16 protein-coding genes, 3 tRNA genes and 1 pseudogene are annotated in these 18,352 nt (G+C 60.5%); 13 read left to right on the top strand and 7 right to left on the bottom strand.

Going from position 1 to position 18,352, the window contains the following annotated elements; translation table 11 throughout:
• Positions 1–227: 227 nt before the first annotated feature.
• Positions 228–704 carry a DUF1289 domain-containing protein gene (locus AAEZ08_RS01160; RefSeq protein ID WP_036991830.1) on the top strand — a complete coding sequence of 159 codons (477 nt, stop codon included), beginning with the start codon at positions 228–230 and terminating at the stop codon, positions 702–704.
• A 37-nt stretch (positions 705–741) separates the two neighbouring features.
• On the opposite strand, the gene uspL is transcribed toward AAEZ08_RS01160, so the two are convergent.
• Complete coding sequence (gene uspL, locus AAEZ08_RS01165) at positions 742–1,602, bottom strand: universal stress protein UspL (protein ID WP_003284274.1); 861 nt, start codon at positions 1,600–1,602, stop codon at positions 742–744.
• 178 nt (positions 1,603–1,780) lie between these two features.
• Between uspL and AAEZ08_RS01170 the strand changes: the two genes are divergently transcribed.
• A complete protein-coding gene (locus AAEZ08_RS01170) occupies positions 1,781–2,386 on the top strand; it encodes a MiaE family protein (protein WP_102819678.1) in 606 nt (201 codons plus the stop codon).
• On the opposite strand, the gene lpxH is transcribed toward AAEZ08_RS01170, so the two are convergent.
• On the bottom strand, positions 2,383–3,105 hold the full coding sequence (gene lpxH / locus AAEZ08_RS01175; RefSeq protein ID WP_500123571.1) for a UDP-2,3-diacylglucosamine diphosphatase: 723 nt from the start codon (positions 3,103–3,105) through the stop codon (positions 2,383–2,385). The genes AAEZ08_RS01170 and lpxH overlap by 4 nt on opposite strands.
• A 6-nt stretch (positions 3,106–3,111) precedes the next feature.
• Positions 3,112–3,606: a peptidylprolyl isomerase gene (locus tag AAEZ08_RS01180; RefSeq protein ID WP_500123572.1), complete on the bottom strand. Its 495-nt coding sequence runs from the start codon at positions 3,604–3,606 to the stop codon at positions 3,112–3,114.
• A 191-nt stretch (positions 3,607–3,797) separates the two neighbouring features.
• Here AAEZ08_RS01180 and AAEZ08_RS01185 point away from each other — a divergent pair, with 191 nt between their 5' ends.
• Complete coding sequence (locus AAEZ08_RS01185) at positions 3,798–5,465, top strand: glutamine--tRNA ligase/YqeY domain fusion protein (protein WP_500123573.1); 1,668 nt, start codon at positions 3,798–3,800, stop codon at positions 5,463–5,465.
• Entirely contained in the window at positions 5,465–6,850 is a 1,386-nt protein-coding gene (gene cysS / locus AAEZ08_RS01190) for a cysteine--tRNA ligase (protein WP_003280798.1), read from the top strand. Before AAEZ08_RS01185 ends, cysS begins: the two co-directional genes overlap by 1 nt.
• 52 nt (positions 6,851–6,902) lie before the next feature.
• On the opposite strand, the gene folD is transcribed toward cysS, so the two are convergent.
• The gene (gene folD / locus AAEZ08_RS01195; protein WP_003280799.1) at positions 6,903–7,757 is read right to left on the bottom strand and encodes a bifunctional methylenetetrahydrofolate dehydrogenase/methenyltetrahydrofolate cyclohydrolase FolD; all 855 of its coding nucleotides are present in this window, start codon (positions 7,755–7,757) and stop codon (positions 6,903–6,905) included.
• 276 nt (positions 7,758–8,033) lie between these two features.
• Between folD and AAEZ08_RS01200 the strand changes: the two genes are divergently transcribed.
• The 3 genes from AAEZ08_RS01200 (at position 8,034) to AAEZ08_RS01210 (ending at position 8,354) form a co-directional block, all read left to right on the top strand.
• Positions 8,034–8,110, top strand: a tRNA-Arg gene (locus AAEZ08_RS01200).
• Between the two features lie 32 nt (positions 8,111–8,142).
• Positions 8,143–8,218 (top strand) — tRNA-His (locus AAEZ08_RS01205).
• A gap of 51 nt (positions 8,219–8,269) precedes the next feature.
• A tRNA-Leu gene (locus tag AAEZ08_RS01210) sits at positions 8,270–8,354 on the top strand.
• A gap of 502 nt (positions 8,355–8,856) precedes the next feature.
• Here the strand turns inward: AAEZ08_RS01210 and AAEZ08_RS01215 are convergent.
• Complete coding sequence (locus AAEZ08_RS01215; RefSeq protein WP_157999789.1) at positions 8,857–9,030, bottom strand: hypothetical protein; 174 nt, start codon at positions 9,028–9,030, stop codon at positions 8,857–8,859.
• Positions 9,031–9,137: 107 nt separating this feature from the next.
• Between AAEZ08_RS01215 and AAEZ08_RS01220 the strand changes: the two genes are divergently transcribed.
• A complete protein-coding gene (locus AAEZ08_RS01220; protein WP_500123574.1) occupies positions 9,138–9,569 on the top strand; it encodes a hypothetical protein in 432 nt (143 codons plus the stop codon).
• Between the two features lie 89 nt (positions 9,570–9,658).
• Here the strand turns inward: AAEZ08_RS01220 and qhpR are convergent, their stop codons facing one another.
• Positions 9,659–10,747 carry an AraC-like transcriptional regulator QhpR gene (qhpR, locus tag AAEZ08_RS01225; RefSeq protein WP_500123575.1) on the bottom strand — a complete coding sequence of 363 codons (1,089 nt, stop codon included), beginning with the start codon at positions 10,745–10,747 and terminating at the stop codon, positions 9,659–9,661.
• Positions 10,748–11,037: 290 nt separating this feature from the next.
• Between qhpR and exaC the strand changes: the two genes are divergently transcribed.
• The 4 genes from exaC to eutC all read left to right on the top strand — a co-directional run bounded on the left by exaC (position 11,038) and on the right by eutC (position 16,315).
• Positions 11,038–12,558 (top strand): acetaldehyde dehydrogenase ExaC, encoded by a 1,521-nt coding sequence (gene exaC / locus AAEZ08_RS01230; RefSeq protein ID WP_102819658.1) that lies wholly within the window; start codon positions 11,038–11,040, stop codon positions 12,556–12,558.
• Positions 12,559–12,693: 135 nt separating this feature from the next.
• Complete coding sequence (gene eutH, locus AAEZ08_RS01235; protein ID WP_003284298.1) at positions 12,694–13,977, top strand: ethanolamine utilization protein EutH; 1,284 nt, start codon at positions 12,694–12,696, stop codon at positions 13,975–13,977.
• A 107-nt stretch (positions 13,978–14,084) separates the two neighbouring features.
• Complete coding sequence (locus AAEZ08_RS01240; protein WP_058064518.1) at positions 14,085–15,479, top strand: ethanolamine ammonia-lyase subunit EutB; 1,395 nt, start codon at positions 14,085–14,087, stop codon at positions 15,477–15,479.
• Between the two features lie 26 nt (positions 15,480–15,505).
• Entirely contained in the window at positions 15,506–16,315 is an 810-nt protein-coding gene (gene eutC, locus AAEZ08_RS01245) for an ethanolamine ammonia-lyase subunit EutC (protein WP_500123576.1), read from the top strand.
• A 259-nt stretch (positions 16,316–16,574) separates the two neighbouring features.
• On the opposite strand, the pseudogene AAEZ08_RS01250 reads toward eutC, so the two are convergent.
• A pseudogene (locus AAEZ08_RS01250) lies at positions 16,575–17,316 on the bottom strand (JAB domain-containing protein).
• 380 nt (positions 17,317–17,696) lie between these two features.
• On the opposite strand from AAEZ08_RS01250, the gene AAEZ08_RS01255 reads away from it, so the two are divergent.
• Entirely contained in the window at positions 17,697–18,299 is a 603-nt protein-coding gene (locus AAEZ08_RS01255) for a hypothetical protein (RefSeq protein ID WP_500123577.1), read from the top strand.
• Positions 18,300–18,352: the final 53 nt, after the last annotated feature.

The following is an 18,352-nucleotide window of genomic DNA, read 5'->3' on the forward strand; positions in this document are numbered from 1 at the left end:
TGGCGCCAAAAACGGCGGGCCGAGTCTACTGGAAATGGCCCGCAAAGTTAAGTCGAGCGCCCACAGCGGCTGATGCCTCACGCTTATGAGGGGTACGCAATAGCGTGCTCCAAAAGCAGGCAGGCCGCGGCCTGCGGTCGGGTGCAGCCTATTCGAGCGGCAAACATGGGTGACCCTGGTAGGACAAAAGTCTAAGATGCCCGACCGCTCTCCAATCTGCTCCGCTCATGTCTACTCAGCGCATCAAGACTCCCTGCATTGGCCTTTGCTCGACGGTATACGGCGATGTCGTCTGCCGTGGATGTAAGCGCTTTCATCATGAGGTCGTTAATTGGAACGCCTATGACGAACAGGAAAAGCGAGCAGTATGGCGCCGGCTGGAGATTCTTCTGGCGCAAGTGATGGCTGCCAAGCTCGAAGTGTTCGATGCGCAACTCCTGCGCCAACAGCTGGAGACGCGGCAAATCCGTTTCGTAGTGGAGCAGTCGCATTACTGCTGGGCCTATCAGCTGATTGCCCGTGGCGCTCGGGTCATTCAGCAGCTCGATGCATATGGGGTCGTGTTGTTGCCGGAGTTTCGTGACTGGCCGCTGCCAGATTTGCGCGACGCCATCGACCGGGAGTTCTTCCTGTTATCCGAGGCGCACTATCAGCGCTACATCGCGCCACACTTCCTGCTGGAAGGTCTGGATCTCAGAGTTTGACGGCGAAAGCCTCGTCCGAGGCTTTCGTACCGCAGGCTCAGTGACGAACCAGGTCCTCGAGGTGGTCGATGATGTCGTTGGGCTTCAGGACCAGTACGTCGCTTTCCAGCGTGTCGAGTACCACCTCGGCGGTGTTACCCATCAATGCCCCGGAGAAGCCGGTGCGTGCCACGGTGCCAATGACGGTCACGACAGCTTTCAGCTGATGGCAAACCCTAGGGATTAGCGCATCGGCGGGGCCTTCCTCGACGTGCAGTTGAGCGTCCGGGATATGAAATTCCTCCTGGAACTGCTTGCACGCGTCGCGGTATCTCGCCTCGATGGTTTCCTTCAGCTGGAAAGCCGGATCGGCCGCGGAGAGCATTGCAGACGGGTGTGCGCTGATTACGTGCAGCTTGCCATCGGCCAAGCTGGCGATTTCAAAGCCATGATTGACGATAGTTGCATGCAGGGTGCGGTGCTCAAGGTCGGAGTTGCCTACGTCTACTGCCGCAAGAATGTTGCCGCCGGTCCAAGGGTTGTCTGTTTTCACCATCAATACCGGGCACGGGCAGTAGCGCAGCAGCTTCCAATCCTCAGGGGTGAGCAGGGCGCGCTTCAAGGGATTGTCCGGCACGTGTTGCTTGGCCACCAGGCCGCAGCCTTCTGCCTGCTGCACGGTGATGATGGTCTGATGCACGCTTTCATGCCACGCCTGCTGCGTGGTGACCTGGTGGCCGTCGCTCTCCAGCTGTTCGCGCAGTGTTGCCAGATGGGCGCTGTGATCGCGCTTGGTGTCGCAAACCAGCAGATGCAGGCGGGATTGGCTGACGGTAGAAATCAGTCGTGCCCGTTTCAACGCCAGCGCTTGTGGCTGGTTTGGATCAATTACCACGAGGATGCAGCGAATGGCTTGCATGATCGGCTCCATTTCCTGATGCGAGTTGGTCAACTATAGACAAGCCTGCGATGCCAACCGTGATGTATATCAAGCAAGGCTGGCTGCTCCGCGCGGCATTCGTAATAATGCCCGCCCGGCGTCGGGCGGTGCCATGTGACCGCCCGGTTATTTTGTTCCTGAATATGCAAGGTTCGACATGCTTCCTGATCTGAATGAATTTCTCGGTTGCGCCACGCCCGCAGCTTGGGTGGATGCTGCACTGCAGAATCAGGATGTGATGCTGATCGACCATGGCAACTGTGAGAAGAAAGCGGCAGGAGCAGCCTTCCAGCTGATGTTCCGCTACATCGACAGGCCCGATCTGCAAAACAAGATGTCGCGTCTGGCGCGGGAAGAGCTGCGCCATTTCGAGCAGGTGCTTGCCATTATTCGTCGGCGCGAAATAACGCTGCGCAACGTCGGCTCGTCACGCTATGCGGCCGGATTGCGCGAGCTTGTGCGCAATCATGAGCCGTACCGCCTGACCGATACGTTGGTGATCGGTGCCTTTATCGAGGCGCGCTCCTGCGAGCGTTTCGCCATGCTGGTTCCGCATCTGGATGAGGAGCTGGGCAAGTTCTACCACGGGCTGCTCAAGTCCGAGGCGCGGCATTTTCAGGATTACCTGAAGCTGGCGTATCAGTACGGCGAAGCAGCGGATGTGGATGCGACGATCATCCGGGTGCGTGAACGCGAGCGCGAGCTGATCGAAAGCCCTGACGCCGAGTTTCGCTTTCACAGCGGCGTGCCGCTGGCGGCTTAGTTCAGATCGAACGGGGCCTGTTGAAAGCCGTTCTCATCGACCTGTAAAGCCCAGCCTTGCTGGTCCCAGTCGCCGAGCACGATACGCCGCCCCGGGTGGCCGTCGACTTCCAGTTGATGTGTCGCGGGGCGATGGGTGTGCCCATGGATCAGTGTCCGCACCCCATGCTCGGCGAGCACGCGAGGGATCAGTTCCGGGGTGACATCAATGATGTCCGCGGCTTTCATGCGTGTTTGCGTGCGACTCTCGCTGCGCAGCTTGCGCGCCAGTTTTTTGCGGGTGGACAGCGGCAGGTTGCGCAGGATGAGCAGGCTGAGCGGATTGCGCAGTACGCGGCGCAGACGCATATAGCCTTCATCACGGGTGCATAGACTGTCGCCATGCATCAATAGCACGCGTTCGCCACGGAGTTCGACCACGCTAGGGTCGCGTAGCAGCGTACAGCCCGCCGCGCGGCAGAAGCCCTTGCCCAGCATGAAGTCGCGATTGCCGTGCATCAGATAAATACGCGTGCCGCCCTCGCTCAATGCTCGCAATGCGTCGGCGATCGAACGCTGGAAGGGCGTCATCGCATCATCACCGATCCAGACTTCGAAGAAATCGCCGAGGATGTACAGCGCTTCGGCCTGACGGGCGCGTGTGGCGAGGAAATGCAGAAACGCCCGGGTAATGTCCGGGCGTTCCTCTTCCAGATGCAGATCCGAGATCAGCAGGATCACTCGGCTTTACTCGACGATCTCAGCCTTCTCGATCACTACGTCTTCAACTGGAACGTCTTGATGACCGGACTTCATGGTGGTCGCCACCGCCTTGATCTTCTCGACGACGTTCATGCCCTCGGTCACTTCACCGAATACGGTGTAACCCCAACCCTGCACGGTGGGCGCGCTGTGGTCGAGGAAATCGTTGTCCTTCACGTTGATGAAGAACTGCGCAGAGGCAGAGTGCGGCTCCATCGTGCGGGCCATCGCCAGGGTGCCGATTTTGTTCGAAAGGCCGTTGTTGGCCTCGTTCTTGATTGGCGCGCGGGTGGGCTTCTGCTTCATGCCGGACTCGAAGCCGCCGCCCTGGATCATGAAGTTGCTGATCACGCGATGGAAAATGGTGCCGTCGTAGTGGCCGCTCTTCACGTATTCCTTGAAGTTGGCAGTGGTTTCCGGAGCCTTGTCTTCGAACAGGTTGACGGTGATGACGCCGTAGTTGGTGTGCAGTTTGATCATCGGGATGAGGTTCCGTTATTGATGGTGCGGGACAGGCCGCTGCAAGGTCGTCGTTACCGAGTGTCGCCAACCACCGATAGCCGTGCCGCCGGGGCGCATTGCTCTGTCAGGGGGTTGACGGGTCCGCTATGATAAGCGCTTTGATTTGGCCGGCCTACCCTGAGCCGCACTCGCTGATCGTTAAGGACATCATGAGCAAGCCCGAGACTCCCGCCGCTAGCAACTTTCTCCGCCCGATCGTCCAGGCCGACCTGGACTCCGGCAAGCACGCCAAGATCGTCACCCGCTTCCCGCCCGAGCCCAATGGCTACCTGCATATCGGCCACGCTAAATCGATCTGCCTGAATTTCGGCCTGGCGAAGGAGTTCGGTGGTGAGTGCAACCTGCGCTTCGATGACACCAACCCGGCCAAGGAAGATCAGGAATACATCGACGCGATCAAGAGCGACGTCGAGTGGCTGGGGTTCCAGTGGGCGGGCGAGGAGCGCTATGCCTCCAATTATTTCGATCAGCTGCACGAGTGGGCGATTCACCTGATCAAGGCAGGCAAGGCTTACGTTTGTGATCTGACTCCCGATCAAGCGCGTGAGTACCGCGGCAGCCTGACCGAACCGGGCAAGAACAGCCCGTTCCGCGAGCGCTCCGTCGAAGAAAACCTCGATCTGTTCGCGCGCATGAAAGCCGGCGAATTCCCGGATGGTGCCCGTGCACTGCGGGCGAAGATCGACATGGCTTCGCCCAACATGAACCTGCGCGATCCGATCCTCTATCGCATTCGTCATGCTCACCACCATCAGACCGGCGACAAGTGGTGCATCTACCCCAGCTACGATTTCACTCACGGGCAGTCGGATGCCATTGAGGGCATCACGCATTCGATCTGCACACTGGAGTTCGAGGATCACCGTCCGTTGTACGAGTGGTTCCTGGCCAACCTGCCGGTGCCAGCGCAGCCGCGTCAGTACGAATTCGCGCGCCTCAATCTGAACTACACCATCACCAGCAAGCGCAAGCTCAAGCAGCTGGTCGATGAGAAGCATGTGAGTGGCTGGGACGATCCACGCATGTCGACGCTTTCGGGCTTTCGTCGTCGCGGTTACACCCCGGCGTCGATCCGTAATTTCTGCGACATGATCGGCGTGAATCGCGCGGGGGGCGTCGTCGACATCGGCATGCTGGAGTTCGCCATCCGCGAAGATCTTGATGCCAATGCAGCCCGTGCAATGTGCGTGCTCAAGCCTCTCAAGGTGGTGATTACCAACTACCCGGAAGACCAGGTCGAAAACCTCGAGCTGCCTCGCCATCCCAAGCAGGACATGGGTGTGCGGATGCTGCCATTCAGCCGGGAAATCTACATCGACGCCGGCGACTTCGAGGAAGTCCCGCCGGCTGGGTTCAAGCGGTTGATTCCGGGTGGCGAAGTCCGCCTGCGCGGCAGCTACGTGATCCGTGCCGATGAAGCCGTGAAGGATGATCAGGGCAATATCATCGAGCTGCGCTGCTCCTATGACGAGAACACTCTCGGCAAGAATCCGGAGGGGCGCAAGGTCAAGGGCGTGATCCACTGGGTGCCAGCAGCCGAGAGCGTCGAGTGCGAAGTGCGTTTGTACGATCGGCTGTTTCGTTCGGCCAATCCGGAAAAGGACGAGGAGGGCGGTAGCTTCCTCGACAACATCAATCCGGAGTCGCTGGTGGTGCTCAAGGGTTGCCGTGCCGAGCCGTCGCTGGCCAGTGCCGAGCCTGAAGAACGGTTACAGTTTGAGCGCGAAGGCTATTTCTGCGCCGACATGAAGGACAGCAGGCCCGGCGCGCCCGTGTTCAACCGCACCGTCACGTTGCGTGACTCCTGGGGCCAATGATGGCGTTGTCGATCTACAACACCCTGAGCAAGACCAAGGAAGCCTTCCACCCGCTGGAAGGCAACAAGGTGCGTATGTACGTCTGTGGCATGACGGTCTATGACTTCTGCCACATCGGTCATGCACGGGTGATGGTCGCGTTCGACGTGGTCACCCGTTGGCTGCGCCACCGCGGCTACGACGTGACCTACGTGCGTAACATCACCGACATCGACGACAAGATCATCCGCCGTGCCAGCGAAAACGGCGAGCCGTTCCAGGCGCTGGTCGAGAGAATGATCGCCGCCATGCACGAGGACGAAACTCGCCTCAACGTACTGCGTCCGGATATCGAGCCACGTGCGACTGACCATATCGCCGGCATGCATACGATGATCCAGACGCTCATCGACAAGGGCTTCGCCTATGCGCCGGGCAATGGTGATGTCTATTACCGGGTCGGCAAGTTCGTCGGTTACGGCAAGCTGTCGCGGCGCAAGATCGAGGACCTTAAGATCGGCGCGCGCATCGAGGTCGATGAGGCCAAGGAAGATCCACTGGATTTCGTGCTGTGGAAGGGCGCCAAGCCAGGTGAACCGAGCTGGGATTCGCCCTGGGGTGCCGGTCGTCCGGGCTGGCATATCGAATGCTCGGTGATGTCGACCTGCTGCCTAGGCGAGACCTTCGACATTCATGGCGGTGGTCCGGATCTGGTGTTCCCGCACCACGAGAACGAGATCGCGCAGAGCGAAGCGGCTACCGGCAAGCAGTACGCCAATGCCTGGATGCACGCCGGCGCTGTGCGCGTCGATGGCGAGAAGATGTCCAAGAGCCTGGGCAACTTCTTCACCATTCGGGAAGTGCTGGAAAAGTACCATCCTGAGGTGGTGCGCTATCTGCTGGTTTCCAGCCACTATCGCAGCCCAATCAACTACTCCGAAGACAGCTTGCGCGAAGCCAAGGGCGCCCTGGAGCGCTTCTACAACGGCCTCAAGGGCCTGCCTGAGGCGACGCCGGGCGGCGGCGACGAGTTCATCGCGCGCTTCGGCGTGGCGATGGACGACGACTTCAACTCGCCGGAAGCCTGCGCGGTGCTGTTCGAGATGATCCGTGAGGTGAACCGTCTGCGTGAGTCTGATCTGGCCGCAGCTGCGGCGCTGGCTGCGCGCCTCAAGGAATTGGCTGGTGTATTGGGCGTGCTGCAGCTTGAGCCTGAAGCCTTCCTGCAGGCTGGTGGGGCGGGCAAGGTCGATGCCACCGAGGTCGAGGCGTTGATCGCTGCGCGCCTCACGGCTCGAGCTGAAAAGAACTGGGCCGAATCCGATCGTATCCGTGAACAGCTCACCGCGATGGGGGTGGTGCTGGAGGATGGCAAAGGCGGAACGACCTGGCGGCTGGCTGAATAAAGAGGCAAAAAAACGGCACCGAAAGGTGCCGTTTTTGTTTCAGTGTCCGGGGTTAGTTGTGTAGATGCTCGGCAGCGTGCAGGGTGTTTTCCAGCAGGCAGGCGCGAGTCATGGGACCTACGCCACCCGGGACCGGAGTAATCCAGGCAGCGCGTTTGCTGGCTGGCCCGAACTCCACATCACCCAGCAGGCGGCCGTCGGCCTGGCGATTGATGCCTACGTCGATGACGATCGCGCCAGGCTTGATCCACTCGCCCTTCACCAAGCCGGTGATGCCCGTTGCCACCACCACCAGATCGGCACGACGGACGTGCTCTTCGAGATTGCGGGTGAAGCGATGGGTCACGGTGGTGGTGCACCCAGCCAAGAGCAGCTCCAGCGCCATCGGACGACCGACAATGTTGGATGCGCCCACGACGACCGCATCTAGACCATGCAGATCCACGCCGGTGCTCTCCAGCAGCGTGATGATCCCCTTCGGCGTGCATGGGCGCAGCAGAGGCATGCGCTGAACGAGACGGCCGACGTTGTAGGGATGGAAACCGTCCACGTCCTTGTCCGGGCGGATGCGTTCTAGCAGCTGCGACGCATCAAGATGCTTGGGCAGTGGCAGCTGAACGAGAATGCCGTCGATGGAAGCGTCGTCGTTGAGCTGATCGATCAGCGCCAGCAAATCCTCCTGACGGGTATCGCTCGGAAGGTCATGGGCCACGGAGTTGAAGCCTACCTCCTCACAATCCTTGCGCTTGTGCGCTACGTAAACTTGGGAGGCTGGGTCGCTGCCCACCAGAATCACGGCGAGGCCGGGTGCGCGGAGCCCTTGGGCGCGACGTTCGGCAACACGACCGGAGATCTGTTGGCGAATGTTGGCAGCAATCGTTTTACCGTCGATCAGTTTTGCGGTCATGACGCTTGGTTAACCATTAGGAGAGGACTTGGAAAGGGCGCGTATTCTCGCATGTCGCGGCGATGTGGCAAAGGCGAAGCGGCTACCGGCACCTGTAACTCCTTTATCTAACTGAAATTTTTTTTGAAATTGCTGTTGACGAGTGTTTGGAGCCTCTATAACATTCGCCCCGCTTGTCGAGCACAGCCTGCTGCTGGGTAAGATGGCTTTCGAAGAAGGTGACTTCTTCTAGAGCCGGAGCTTTAAAGTCTGCGCTCCGAACAGAATGCAGATAAAGCGCCCGTAGCTCAGTTGGATAGAGCATCCGCCTTCTAAGCGGATGGTCGCAGGTTCGAGTCCTGCCGGGTGCGCCATTTCGGGCTCTGGCACAAGCAAATGCAATATGGTGGGCGTAGCTCAGTTGGTAGAGCACAGGATTGTGGCTCCTGGTGTCGAGGGTTCGATCCCCTTCGTCCACCCCATATTCCAGAGAACGCCAGGCGCTGCCTGGCGTTTTCGTTTAAGCCCTGTTTGCGGACGTGGTGAAATTGGTAGACACACCAGATTTAGGTTCTGGCGCCGCAAGGTGTGAGAGTTCGAGTCTCTCCGTCCGCACCATGTAACACGCTGAAAGCCCCGGATTCCGGGGCTTTCGCGTATCTGGGCCAAGGCAAAAGTGGGTGTATTTGTTCCCAGCGTGTTCCCAGTGATAACAAGCGTGCGGCACTGAGCGCCGCCTCCCGCCGCTACTCACCGCGTTTTATCTTGACCCAGCGAAGTTGGGTAATTTTGGTATTCTCCTTTTGGACGAAGTACCTCTTAAGGTAAGCAAGCAAGCCCAGTAAAACCGCGGGCTTGAGCCGCATTTCTGAAGCGCCTGACCAGAATTACCCATTTTCGAAATCGCCTCTGAAATCAGTGGGCGCGTAGAGCGTCTTAGCTGGGCCAGGAAAGGTCGGTATGCGCAGGAACCGCAGGGTTGCCACCAGTTCGGGAAACCGCTTTAGATGAGTCCGGCGTTCTTCGCGAAGCTGGAGTAAGGCGCGCCTATAAGCTTGTATTTGCCTCGTCGCCGTTTCTGCGAGCGCGGCGGCGCATGACAGGCTGGCCGTCCTCTTCCTCAGAGCGCAAGCACTCCGAGGCACTCCGCAATGTCATTGTCCCTGAATCCCTCGCCGGTAACGAACTCGGCACAGCCGCCCATGTCCAGCAGCAGCGCATACATCCAGCGCACAACGACCGCTAGGGTTTCGTGCGCCAGCGTGATAGGTGAAACGGCGTTCGACTGCGACATGGTTTAGCTGCGGCGATCCATTAGGGCTAGAGTCGCGTAGCGGTGCGACGGAGTACGTCGCGCTCATTCCGCCCGGCCCCTATGCCGCAGCCCTGGAGGGCAATGCGATGAAGAAGGACAACGCGCTTTGGCGGCGAAAGCATGTTCTTGAAAGACTTGCCTTGCACACACATGCGTCGCGCTCGGCCTGGTCACATGACCTGGGTCACGCAATCGCATTCGATGCGTGGGACCATCAATGGCAACGGGATGCTGGAGGTGCTTATGCCCGCTACCCGTTACGCACGAATGGCGAGCATTACAACCTGACGGAGGCAGTTCAGAACCCCAGGCCTGGGCATACCCGCTGGCAAGGGCACGTCGACATGCTTCTGGCAGGTGAGCGCATGCCGCGTGCGCTCGTACCGGTGGCAGTCGACCCCGACGCGAAGCCGAACAGGGGCGCAAAGGGCTGGCTTCCGCTGGCCCTGGACGGGCACGTCGAGCTCGGAAAAGATGGGGAGGTCTGGTTTTATGTGGACCGGGAGACCCCGCTTTAGAGGCTTACGCTGGACCGCCCCCCCCCTGCACGACCCTTATCGACGATGGATGTATCATTCTTGTACTCCGATTCAAAAACCACACATAGTTAGTGCTGCCTGGTATTGACCAGGTCGCTGTGCTGGCGCCACTGGCGGGGGCTTACGCCGAACCATCGGCGGAACGCACGGGAAAAGGCACTGGTTTCCGAATAGCCCAGCAAGGGGGCTAGCTCCGATATGGGCAGCTGCTGCTGGCGCATATAGTAGGTCGCCAGTTCCTGGCGCTGTTTGTCCACCAGCGCAGAGAAAGTCAGTCCCTGCTCGCGTAATCGGCGCTGTAGCGACCAACTGGTCATGCCGATCTGCTCGGCGATATCCTCCAACCCCGGCTCGCCCAGCACCAGGCGCTGGCGAATATGTGCGCGTGCATCATCGACGACGTCAGGCTCATCGCGGCCCGCCAGGCTGAGCTGGCGCAGGGAATCCTGCATGACCATCAGCAGCATCGGATCGCTGTCCGGCATGGCACGGTTCAGGCCGACCTTGGGGATCAGCAGCGAGTTGTACGGTTGCTCGAAGTAGACCGGCGCATCGAAGACCTTGCTGTGCTCGTGCCAATCCGCAGGGCGCGGGTGTTCGAAGTGCACCGCCCGTGGCGCCCATTGGTTGCCGAGCACGTGACGGATCAGGTTGCGGGCCATGCCCAGCGTTAGCTCTGCATCCTGTCGCCGCCAGAGGATGGCGCCGTGACGGACCTGATAGTCGAAGCGATAGCAGTCCCCCTCATCGACCAGGCGGATCAGGCTGTTGCGCTGGTGCAGTGGGAAGGCGCGGGCGAAGTTGATCAGCGCCTGCTCGACGGTTGCCGAACATAGCCCGATATAGCCCAATAACCCCAAAGCCTGCGGCTTGAACTGCTGGCCATAGTACAGACCGAAGTTGTCGCAGCCCGATTGGCGCACCGCCTCTTCCAGTACTTGGCAGTAGTTGGGCAGCGCCAGGCTTAGCGTCGGATGCTGCAGCAATTGCGCATCAATGCCCGACACTCCAAGGACCCGCTCGGGGTCTCCGCCTTGCTTCTCGATAAAGCCGCACAGGCCACTGGCGGCTGCGGCCAGCACGCCGACATGCCTTTGCCCGCTGGTGACAAGCGCCAGTCCGGCTGGCGCATCTGTCTGCTCGAATAAGGAACTCATCGAAGTCTCCACCAACCGTATTTTCGCGATCTGAAGCCAAGCCCCGTGCGCTTCGTGCGGGCACTGGACAGCCGCGCAAACGTGTCCCAAGAGCATCACGCCAAAACGCGCATCAAAACAAAGCAGGCGTCTGAGCCCTGCGACATTACGCCACGAAGTTGACCGTCGACGACAGCAGAGCTCCGCCTGGGGTCAAGTCGCGCTCATGAAACTGACTCATGATCAACGTGAGCCGTGTCGAGATTCGGCCAGTGCACTAATTATTACAAGAGTTCGTTCGGAGGATTCCCATGATCTACGCCCAACCCGGTACCGCAGGCGCCGTCGTATCGTTCAAGCCGCGCTACGGCAATTACATCGGTGGCGAATTCGTACCGCCGGTCAAAGGCGAGTACTTCGTCAACACCTCGCCGGTTAACGGTGAAGTGATCGCCGAGTTCCCGCGCTCGGGTGCTGAAGATGTGGAAAGGGCTCTGGATGCTGCACATGCCGCCGCCGATGCCTGGGGCAAGACCTCGGTGCAGGACCGCGCACTGATTCTGCTGAAGATCGCCGACCGCATCGAGGCCAACCTGGAAAAGCTCGCTGTCGCCGAAACCTGGGACAACGGCAAGGCCGTTCGTGAAACCCTGAACGCCGACGTTCCGCTGGCTGCAGATCACTTCCGCTACTTTGCTGGCTGCATCCGCGCCCAGGAAGGCAGCGCTGCAGAGATCAACGAGCACACCGCGGCCTATCACTTCCATGAGCCGCTGGGCGTTGTTGGGCAGATCATCCCGTGGAACTTCCCGCTGCTGATGGCCGCCTGGAAACTGGCTCCGGCCCTGGCTGCCGGTAACTGCATCGTGCTCAAGCCGGCCGAGCAGACCCCGCTGTCGATCATGGTATTCATCGAAGTCGTCGGTGACCTCCTGCCGCCGGGCGTACTGAACATCGTCCAGGGCTTCGGTCGCGAAGCTGGTCAGGCGCTGGCCACCAGCACCCGCATCGCCAAGATCGCCTTTACTGGCTCGACCCCGGTCGGCTCGCACATCATGCGCTGCGCCGCCGAGAACATCATTCCGAGCACCGTGGAGTTGGGTGGCAAGAGCCCGAACATCTTCTTCGAAGACATCATGAATGCTGAACCTGCGTTCATCGAGAAAGCCGCCGAAGGCCTGGTGCTGGCCTTCTTCAACCAGGGTGAGGTCTGCACCTGCCCGTCGCGTGCACTGATTCAGGAATCGATCTTCGAGCCCTTCATGGAAGTGGTGATGAAGAAGATCAAGGCGATCAAGCGTGGCAACCCGCTCGATACCGACACCATGGTCGGCGCCCAGGCCTCAGAGCAGCAATTCGATAAAATTCTGTCGTACATGGAAGTCGCTCAGCAGGAAGGCGCACAGATCCTCACCGGCGGTGCCGCCGAGAAGCTCGAAGGCGGCCTGGCCTCCGGTTACTACGTGCAGCCGACCCTAATCAAGGGTCACAACAAGATGCGCGTGTTCCAGGAAGAAATCTTCGGACCCGTGGTCGGTGTGGCGACCTTCAAGGACGAAGCCGAAGCCTTGGCCATCGCCAACGACACCGAGTTCGGCCTGGGTGCCGGCGTCTGGACGCGCGATATCAACCGCGCCTATCGCATGGGCCGTGGCATCAAGGCCGGTCGCGTGTGGACCAACTGCTACCACCTGTACCCGGCGCACGCCGCCTTCGGTGGCTACAAGAAATCCGGCGTCGGCCGCGAAACCCACAAGATGATGCTCGACCACTACCAGCAGACCAAGAACCTGCTGATCAGCTACGACATCAATCCGCTCGGATTCTTCTAAAGCAGAACACCGGGGCTGGCCTGTGTGCGTTCAGCCCCGGCGCATGAAACTCCGTGATTCCTTCTCCAGTGGTAGCGAGCTGCCGCGGAGGATGGGTCTCTGGCGCCTGGACAAACATAACAAAAGGGCAAAGCAATGGATCAGATTGGCAATTACGTCCTCTACGTCATAATGTTCTGCGCGGTTCTTGGGGCCTTCGCAGCCATTCGAGACAGCGAAAAAGGCCTCGGCCGCGAGTTCATGGAGGGTATCCATGCCACGGGGCACATCTTCGTCCCGGCAGCCGGGATCATGGCCTCCATCCCTTACCTGACGGTATTGATCGAAAGCGTGTTCGGGCCGTTCTTCGATGCGCTGAACGCTGACCCGGCGCTGGCAGCGACGATGATCATCGCCTCGGACATGGGCGGCTACCACCTTGCCGCCGCGCTCACTGAAAGCAAGGAAGCGCTGATCATGGCGCTGATCACCGGCTTCATGGGTGGCGCGACCATCGTCTTCTCGATCCCCATGGGACTGGCCATGCTGGACAAGCGCGACCACAAGTACATGGCGCTGGGCATCATGTCGGGCATACTCAGTATCCCTGTCGGTGTGCTGGTCGCCAGCGTCGTACTGATGCTGAGCAACCCCTCGGTGCGCGAGGTGGTCGCCACCAACGGTGAGGCCACTTATCAGCTGGCAATGAGCCTTGGTGGCATCTTCGCCAACCTGTTGCCGATCATTGTCTTCGTGGTGGCACTGGCAGCCGGTCTGCGTTTTCTGCCGGACCTGATGATCAAGGGCTTTATCGCCTTCGGACGCGGCCTTGATGCCATGATCAAACTGGTGCTGGTGTTCTCCATCGTCGAGTACTTCACGGGCTTCTTCACCGTGATCTTCGGGGGCTGGGGCTTCCACCCGATCATCGCCGACGCCGAGGATCAGACCCGCGCGCTGGAAACGGCCGGTTACATCGGGATCATGCTGGCCGGCGCCTTTCCAATGGTCTACCTGCTGCGCAAGTACCTCGGTAGGCCGCTGGAAGCACTCGGCGGCAAGGTAGGCCTGAGCGCCGTTGGCAGCGCCGGCATGCTGGCGACCATCGCCAATATTCTCGCGATGTTTCGTCTGGTGCGCTTCATGCCGCCGAAGGACAAGGTGATCAACATCGCCTTCGGTGTGTGCGCTGCCTTCCTGTTGGGCGATCACCTGTCGTTCACCGCCAACTTCCAGCCGACCATCATCCTGCCGGTGCTGATCGGCAAGATCCTTGCCGGCTTCACTGCCGTGGGGCTTGCCTACTGGCTGTCGGTGCCCAAGGCGCTGCAGCTGGAGCAGCAGGATCGCGCCGCCGGCATCATCGATGCGGATGAATATCCGGGCTCATCGCTACACGACGGCTCCCTGCCGATCCCGAAAGCAGCCGCCCACGCCTGAACCCCGGCGACCCCTAAAGCGGGTCACTGCTGCCGCAAGAGGCTTAACGCCCTCATCGGCAGCGTGCCGGCCGGGTCGCCGTTCACCCTGAAAACAGGAGCCCGACCATGGCAACCTATTCCCACAGTATCGGTGGCCAGACCTGGCGTTTCGACAGCTTGCGCGAGGTGCTGGCCAAGGCCAGTCCGCTGCGTTCTGGCGACTGCCTGGCGGGCGTCGCTGCTACCAGCGACGCCGAACGAGCGGCAGCGCAGATGACCCTCGCCGATGTGCCGCTCAAGCAGTTTCTACTCGAAGCGGTGATTCCCTATGAGCGCGACGAAGTCACCCGACTGATCATCGACAGCCATGACGCCAACGCCTTCGCCCCGGTCAGCCACCTGACCGTAGGCGGCCTGCGCGACTGGCTGCTGGGCGATCATGCCGACGAGGCCAGCCTGCGTGCTCTGGCCCCCGGCCTGACGCCAGAAATGGCGGCGGCGGTGTCGAAGATCATGCGTGTCCAGGACTTGATATTGGTTGCGCAGAAAATTCGCGTCGTCACCCGGTTCCGCAACACGATGGGCCTACGCGGCCATATGTCCACCCGCTTGCAACCCAACCATCCCACCGATGATCCCGCCGGCATCGCCGCCAGCACGCTCGATGGCCTGCTCTACGGCAACGGTGATGCGATGATCGGCATCAACCCGGCCACCGACAGCATGGGCTCGATCTGCACCCTGCTGGAGATGCTCGATGCCGTCATCCAGCGCTACGAGATTCCCACCCAGTCCTGCGTGCTGACCCACGTTACGAGCTCCATCGCGGCCATTGAACGCGGCGCGCCGCTGGACTTGGTGTTCCAGTCCATCGCTGGCACCGAGGCGGCAAACGCCAGCTTCGGTATCAGCCTCAAGGTACTCCAGGAAGGTTACGAGGCCGGCCTGAGCCTCAAGCGCGGCACGCTCGGCAACAACCTGATGTATTTCGAGACGGGGCAGGGGAGCGCGCTGTCGGCAAACGCCCATCACGATGTCGACCAGCAGACCTGCGAGGCCCGGGCCTATGCGGTGGCCCGTCATTTCAATCCCTTCCTGGTCAACACCGTGGTTGGCTTCATCGGCCCGGAGTACCTCTACAACGGCAAGCAGATCATCCGTGCCGGCCTGGAGGACCACTTCTGCGGCAAGCTGCTCGGCGTGCCAATGGGCTGCGACATCTGCTACACCAACCACGCCGAAGCCGACCAGGACGACATGGACATGCTGCTGACGCTGCTCGGCGCTGCCGGCATCAACTTCATCATGGGCATTCCTGGGTCGGACGACGTGATGCTCAACTACCAGACCACCTCCTTTCACGACGCGCTCTACGCGCGCAAGGTGCTCGGTCTGCGCGCGGCACCGGAATTCGAGCAATGGCTGGCGCACATGGGCATCTTCCAGCAGCGCGACGGCCAACTGCGCCTGGGTAACGAGCTGCCATCCGCCTTCCGCCAGGCCTTGGCACAACTTTCCTGATTTCGCTCATTCATGCAGAGGTACGTATGACCGATGACACCCCTGCCACAGAGAACCCGTGGCAACAGTTGCGCCAGTTGACCCCCGCGCGCATCGCGCTGGGCCGGGCCGGCACCAGCCTGCCGACCGGCGCCCAGCTCGATTTCCAGTTCGCTCATGCCCAGGCACGAGACGCTGTGCACCTGCCATTCGACCACGCAGCCCTGCGTGAAGAACTGCACGCCCGGGGTCATGGCACGCTGCTGCTGCACAGTGCTGCCAGTGACCGCCACACTTACCTGCAGCGGCCTGATCTGGGCCGGCGTTTGGATGACGCGTCCGCTGCGCTGCTGGATGATCAGGTCAAGGAGCACGGGGGCGGTCATGACCTGGCCATCGTCATCGCCGATGGTTTGTCATCGCTCGCCGTCAGCCGCCACAGCCTGCCTTTTTTAACGCGCCTGCTCGAACAGGTAACCGCCGAAGGCTGGTCGCTGGCGCCGATCACCCTCGTTGAGCAGGGCCGCGTGGCGGTGGCCGACGAAGTGGGCGAGCGGCTGGGGGCGAAGATGACGGTGATTCTGATCGGCGAACGGCCCGGGCTCAGCTCGCCGGACAGCCTCGGTCTGTACTTCACTTGGGCCCCACGCGTTGGCCTCAACGATGCCTACCGCAACTGCATCTCCAATGTCCGTCTGGAGGGTCTGAGCTACGGCATGGCCGCCTTCCGTCTGATGTACCTGATGCGCGAAGCCTGCCGGCGGCAACTCTCGGGCGTCGATCTCAAGGACGAAGCCCAGGTGCCTACGCTGGATGAGCAAGGGCCGGGTAATTTTCTGCTGCCAGACCGGACATGACCGAATTCGCTGCTTGCCATTGTCCCGACTTTCCCGTTCCACCTGTTACCCAGCCCGCAGAATTCCCGTCGTGTCGGTCGCTGCGGGTCACGCTTCCAACTGCCGCACGCAGTGCGGCGTGAAATCCCCGTTCTGATCCTTGCGCGCATCGCTGAGTACAAGCTAGTTAAAGTATGTAGAGGTATTGGTGAATCAGTCGTTGAGGCTGGTGAAGTAGCCGCTGCTGGTCATGGCGTTTGAGGGCCGCGCCTATCGAGCCCTAGTCGTGATCCTGGAGGCGGTAGAGGCGGGCCGCACTGCGTGCAGCCGTAACGCCGAGAAGGGCTGCAACACCGAACAGTTTGCTTCGCGTGGAAGACGGCCGGCGGGGAAATTGTTTGGTCCGATGGGTGGGGCCGGATACCCCGTGATCTTCAGGATTCAAGACCAGCAGCGGGGACATGGCTGGCGCCTTGGAGATGGCTGGAAAGGGAGGGGGCTTGCGCCCCCTTTTTAATTGGACGAGCCCGTATTCAGTGAGTGAAGCCGATGCATGGCCAGCTACGATCACGTGGTCGAGGGTGCGCACGTCGACGAGTTCGAGCGCCTGCTTGAGGCGTCTGGTCAGTGCCTTGTCCGCTTCACTCGGCTCGGGGTGTCCACTCGGATGGTTGTGGGAGAAGAACACTGCCGCTGCGTTGAGGCGCAGGGCCTCCTTCACTACTTCGCGGGGGTACACCGAGGCCGCGTCGATCGTGCCGCGAACAGTTGACGTACTCGATCAGCCGATGCTGGTTGTCCAGGAATAGGGCAGCGAACATCTCATGTTCGAAACCTGCGACCTTGGTCTGCAGGAAGGTCTTGACGGTCTCTGGCGACGTGAATGCAGCGCCTCTCTTCATTTTCAGATCAATGGCCCGCCGCGCGGCCAAGAGAATCTGTTCAGAGGTTACCGGTACATAACGGCCCGCATAGTCTCGAATCAGCAGAATGGATTCGGCGGAAGAAGTGACGTTCGACATGTCGGTGCTCCGGTTGCTCGGGCGAGATTGTCCGGAACCGACCCGGCAGAGCGCAAGCAGTCAGGGGGCGAAGCCGGCGCCAGCCGCGAAAACGCGACGCGGGTGAAGCCCTTGACGCGAGCACGCCGTGACAAGGTGAAGGAAAACAGCAAGTCCGCCCCATTAACTCTCTGGCACGATATGACAGGCAGCGATGCAAGCTGCGAGCGCAGGCTTTGCGCCTATCATCGTCCAATGCCGGGCCTCGATTGGCCGCTCGTGATCCGGACTTAAGAATAAGCCAGCCTGGCGCGCGGAAGCGTGTTATCAGCGTAGGGGTTATTTCGCCTGGGATATTGGGTGTTGCATTCTCAGAAACTGACGGAACGGAGGCCGCGGGAATGAAAACGGGTGAGACGATATGGCTGGGCATACTGATGATGCTCATGACCGTTTCATTGGGAGGATGCCTCGACTACCGCGCCGGACGGCATTGGGTGGCGGTTGGGAGCGGGGAGTGGGTGAGGATAGACAAGCCAGTAACGCTTTACGGCAGTACGATCGAGTCGCCGTATTTGATCTGGGCGCAGCAAACCTGCAGTTCGGCAGTGACCGTGGAAATCCAGAAGAGCGCCGAAGGGTCAACTCATTCGCTCTTCCTCATTCCGATTCTGCCAGGCGATTCGGTTGGCAACTCCGCCAAGACGAGCATTTTCGTTCGTGGTCCAGACTTGTCTGCGGGCTGCTGGAATGGAAAAGAACCTCGCATTTCGATCGAAGCGAATGGGATGGCGTTGCCCGATGCACAGGTGTCGTCGTGCAAGAAATCGGAAGCCTGCTGTTATGTGGACGTTCCTCGTAGCCGTGAGACGCTCGATTCGTTGATGATCTCGATCGATGGGCCGGATGGGCAATGTGCCTTCCCGCCGTTAGTTCTGCGCAGTACACGCCACATGTGCTTGCGCGGAACCCGCCTCGGCGGCTCTGAAAGTTGTTCTTATTAGAGGCCGTGATTGAGTCGTCCAAAACGCGGACAAAAAAAAGCGCCCCTTCGGGC

This window comes from Pseudomonas sp. E45-MNA-CIBAN-0222, from assembly GCF_040310405.1.
GTDB classification, from domain to species: domain Bacteria; phylum Pseudomonadota; class Gammaproteobacteria; order Pseudomonadales; family Pseudomonadaceae; genus Stutzerimonas; species Stutzerimonas stutzeri_AC.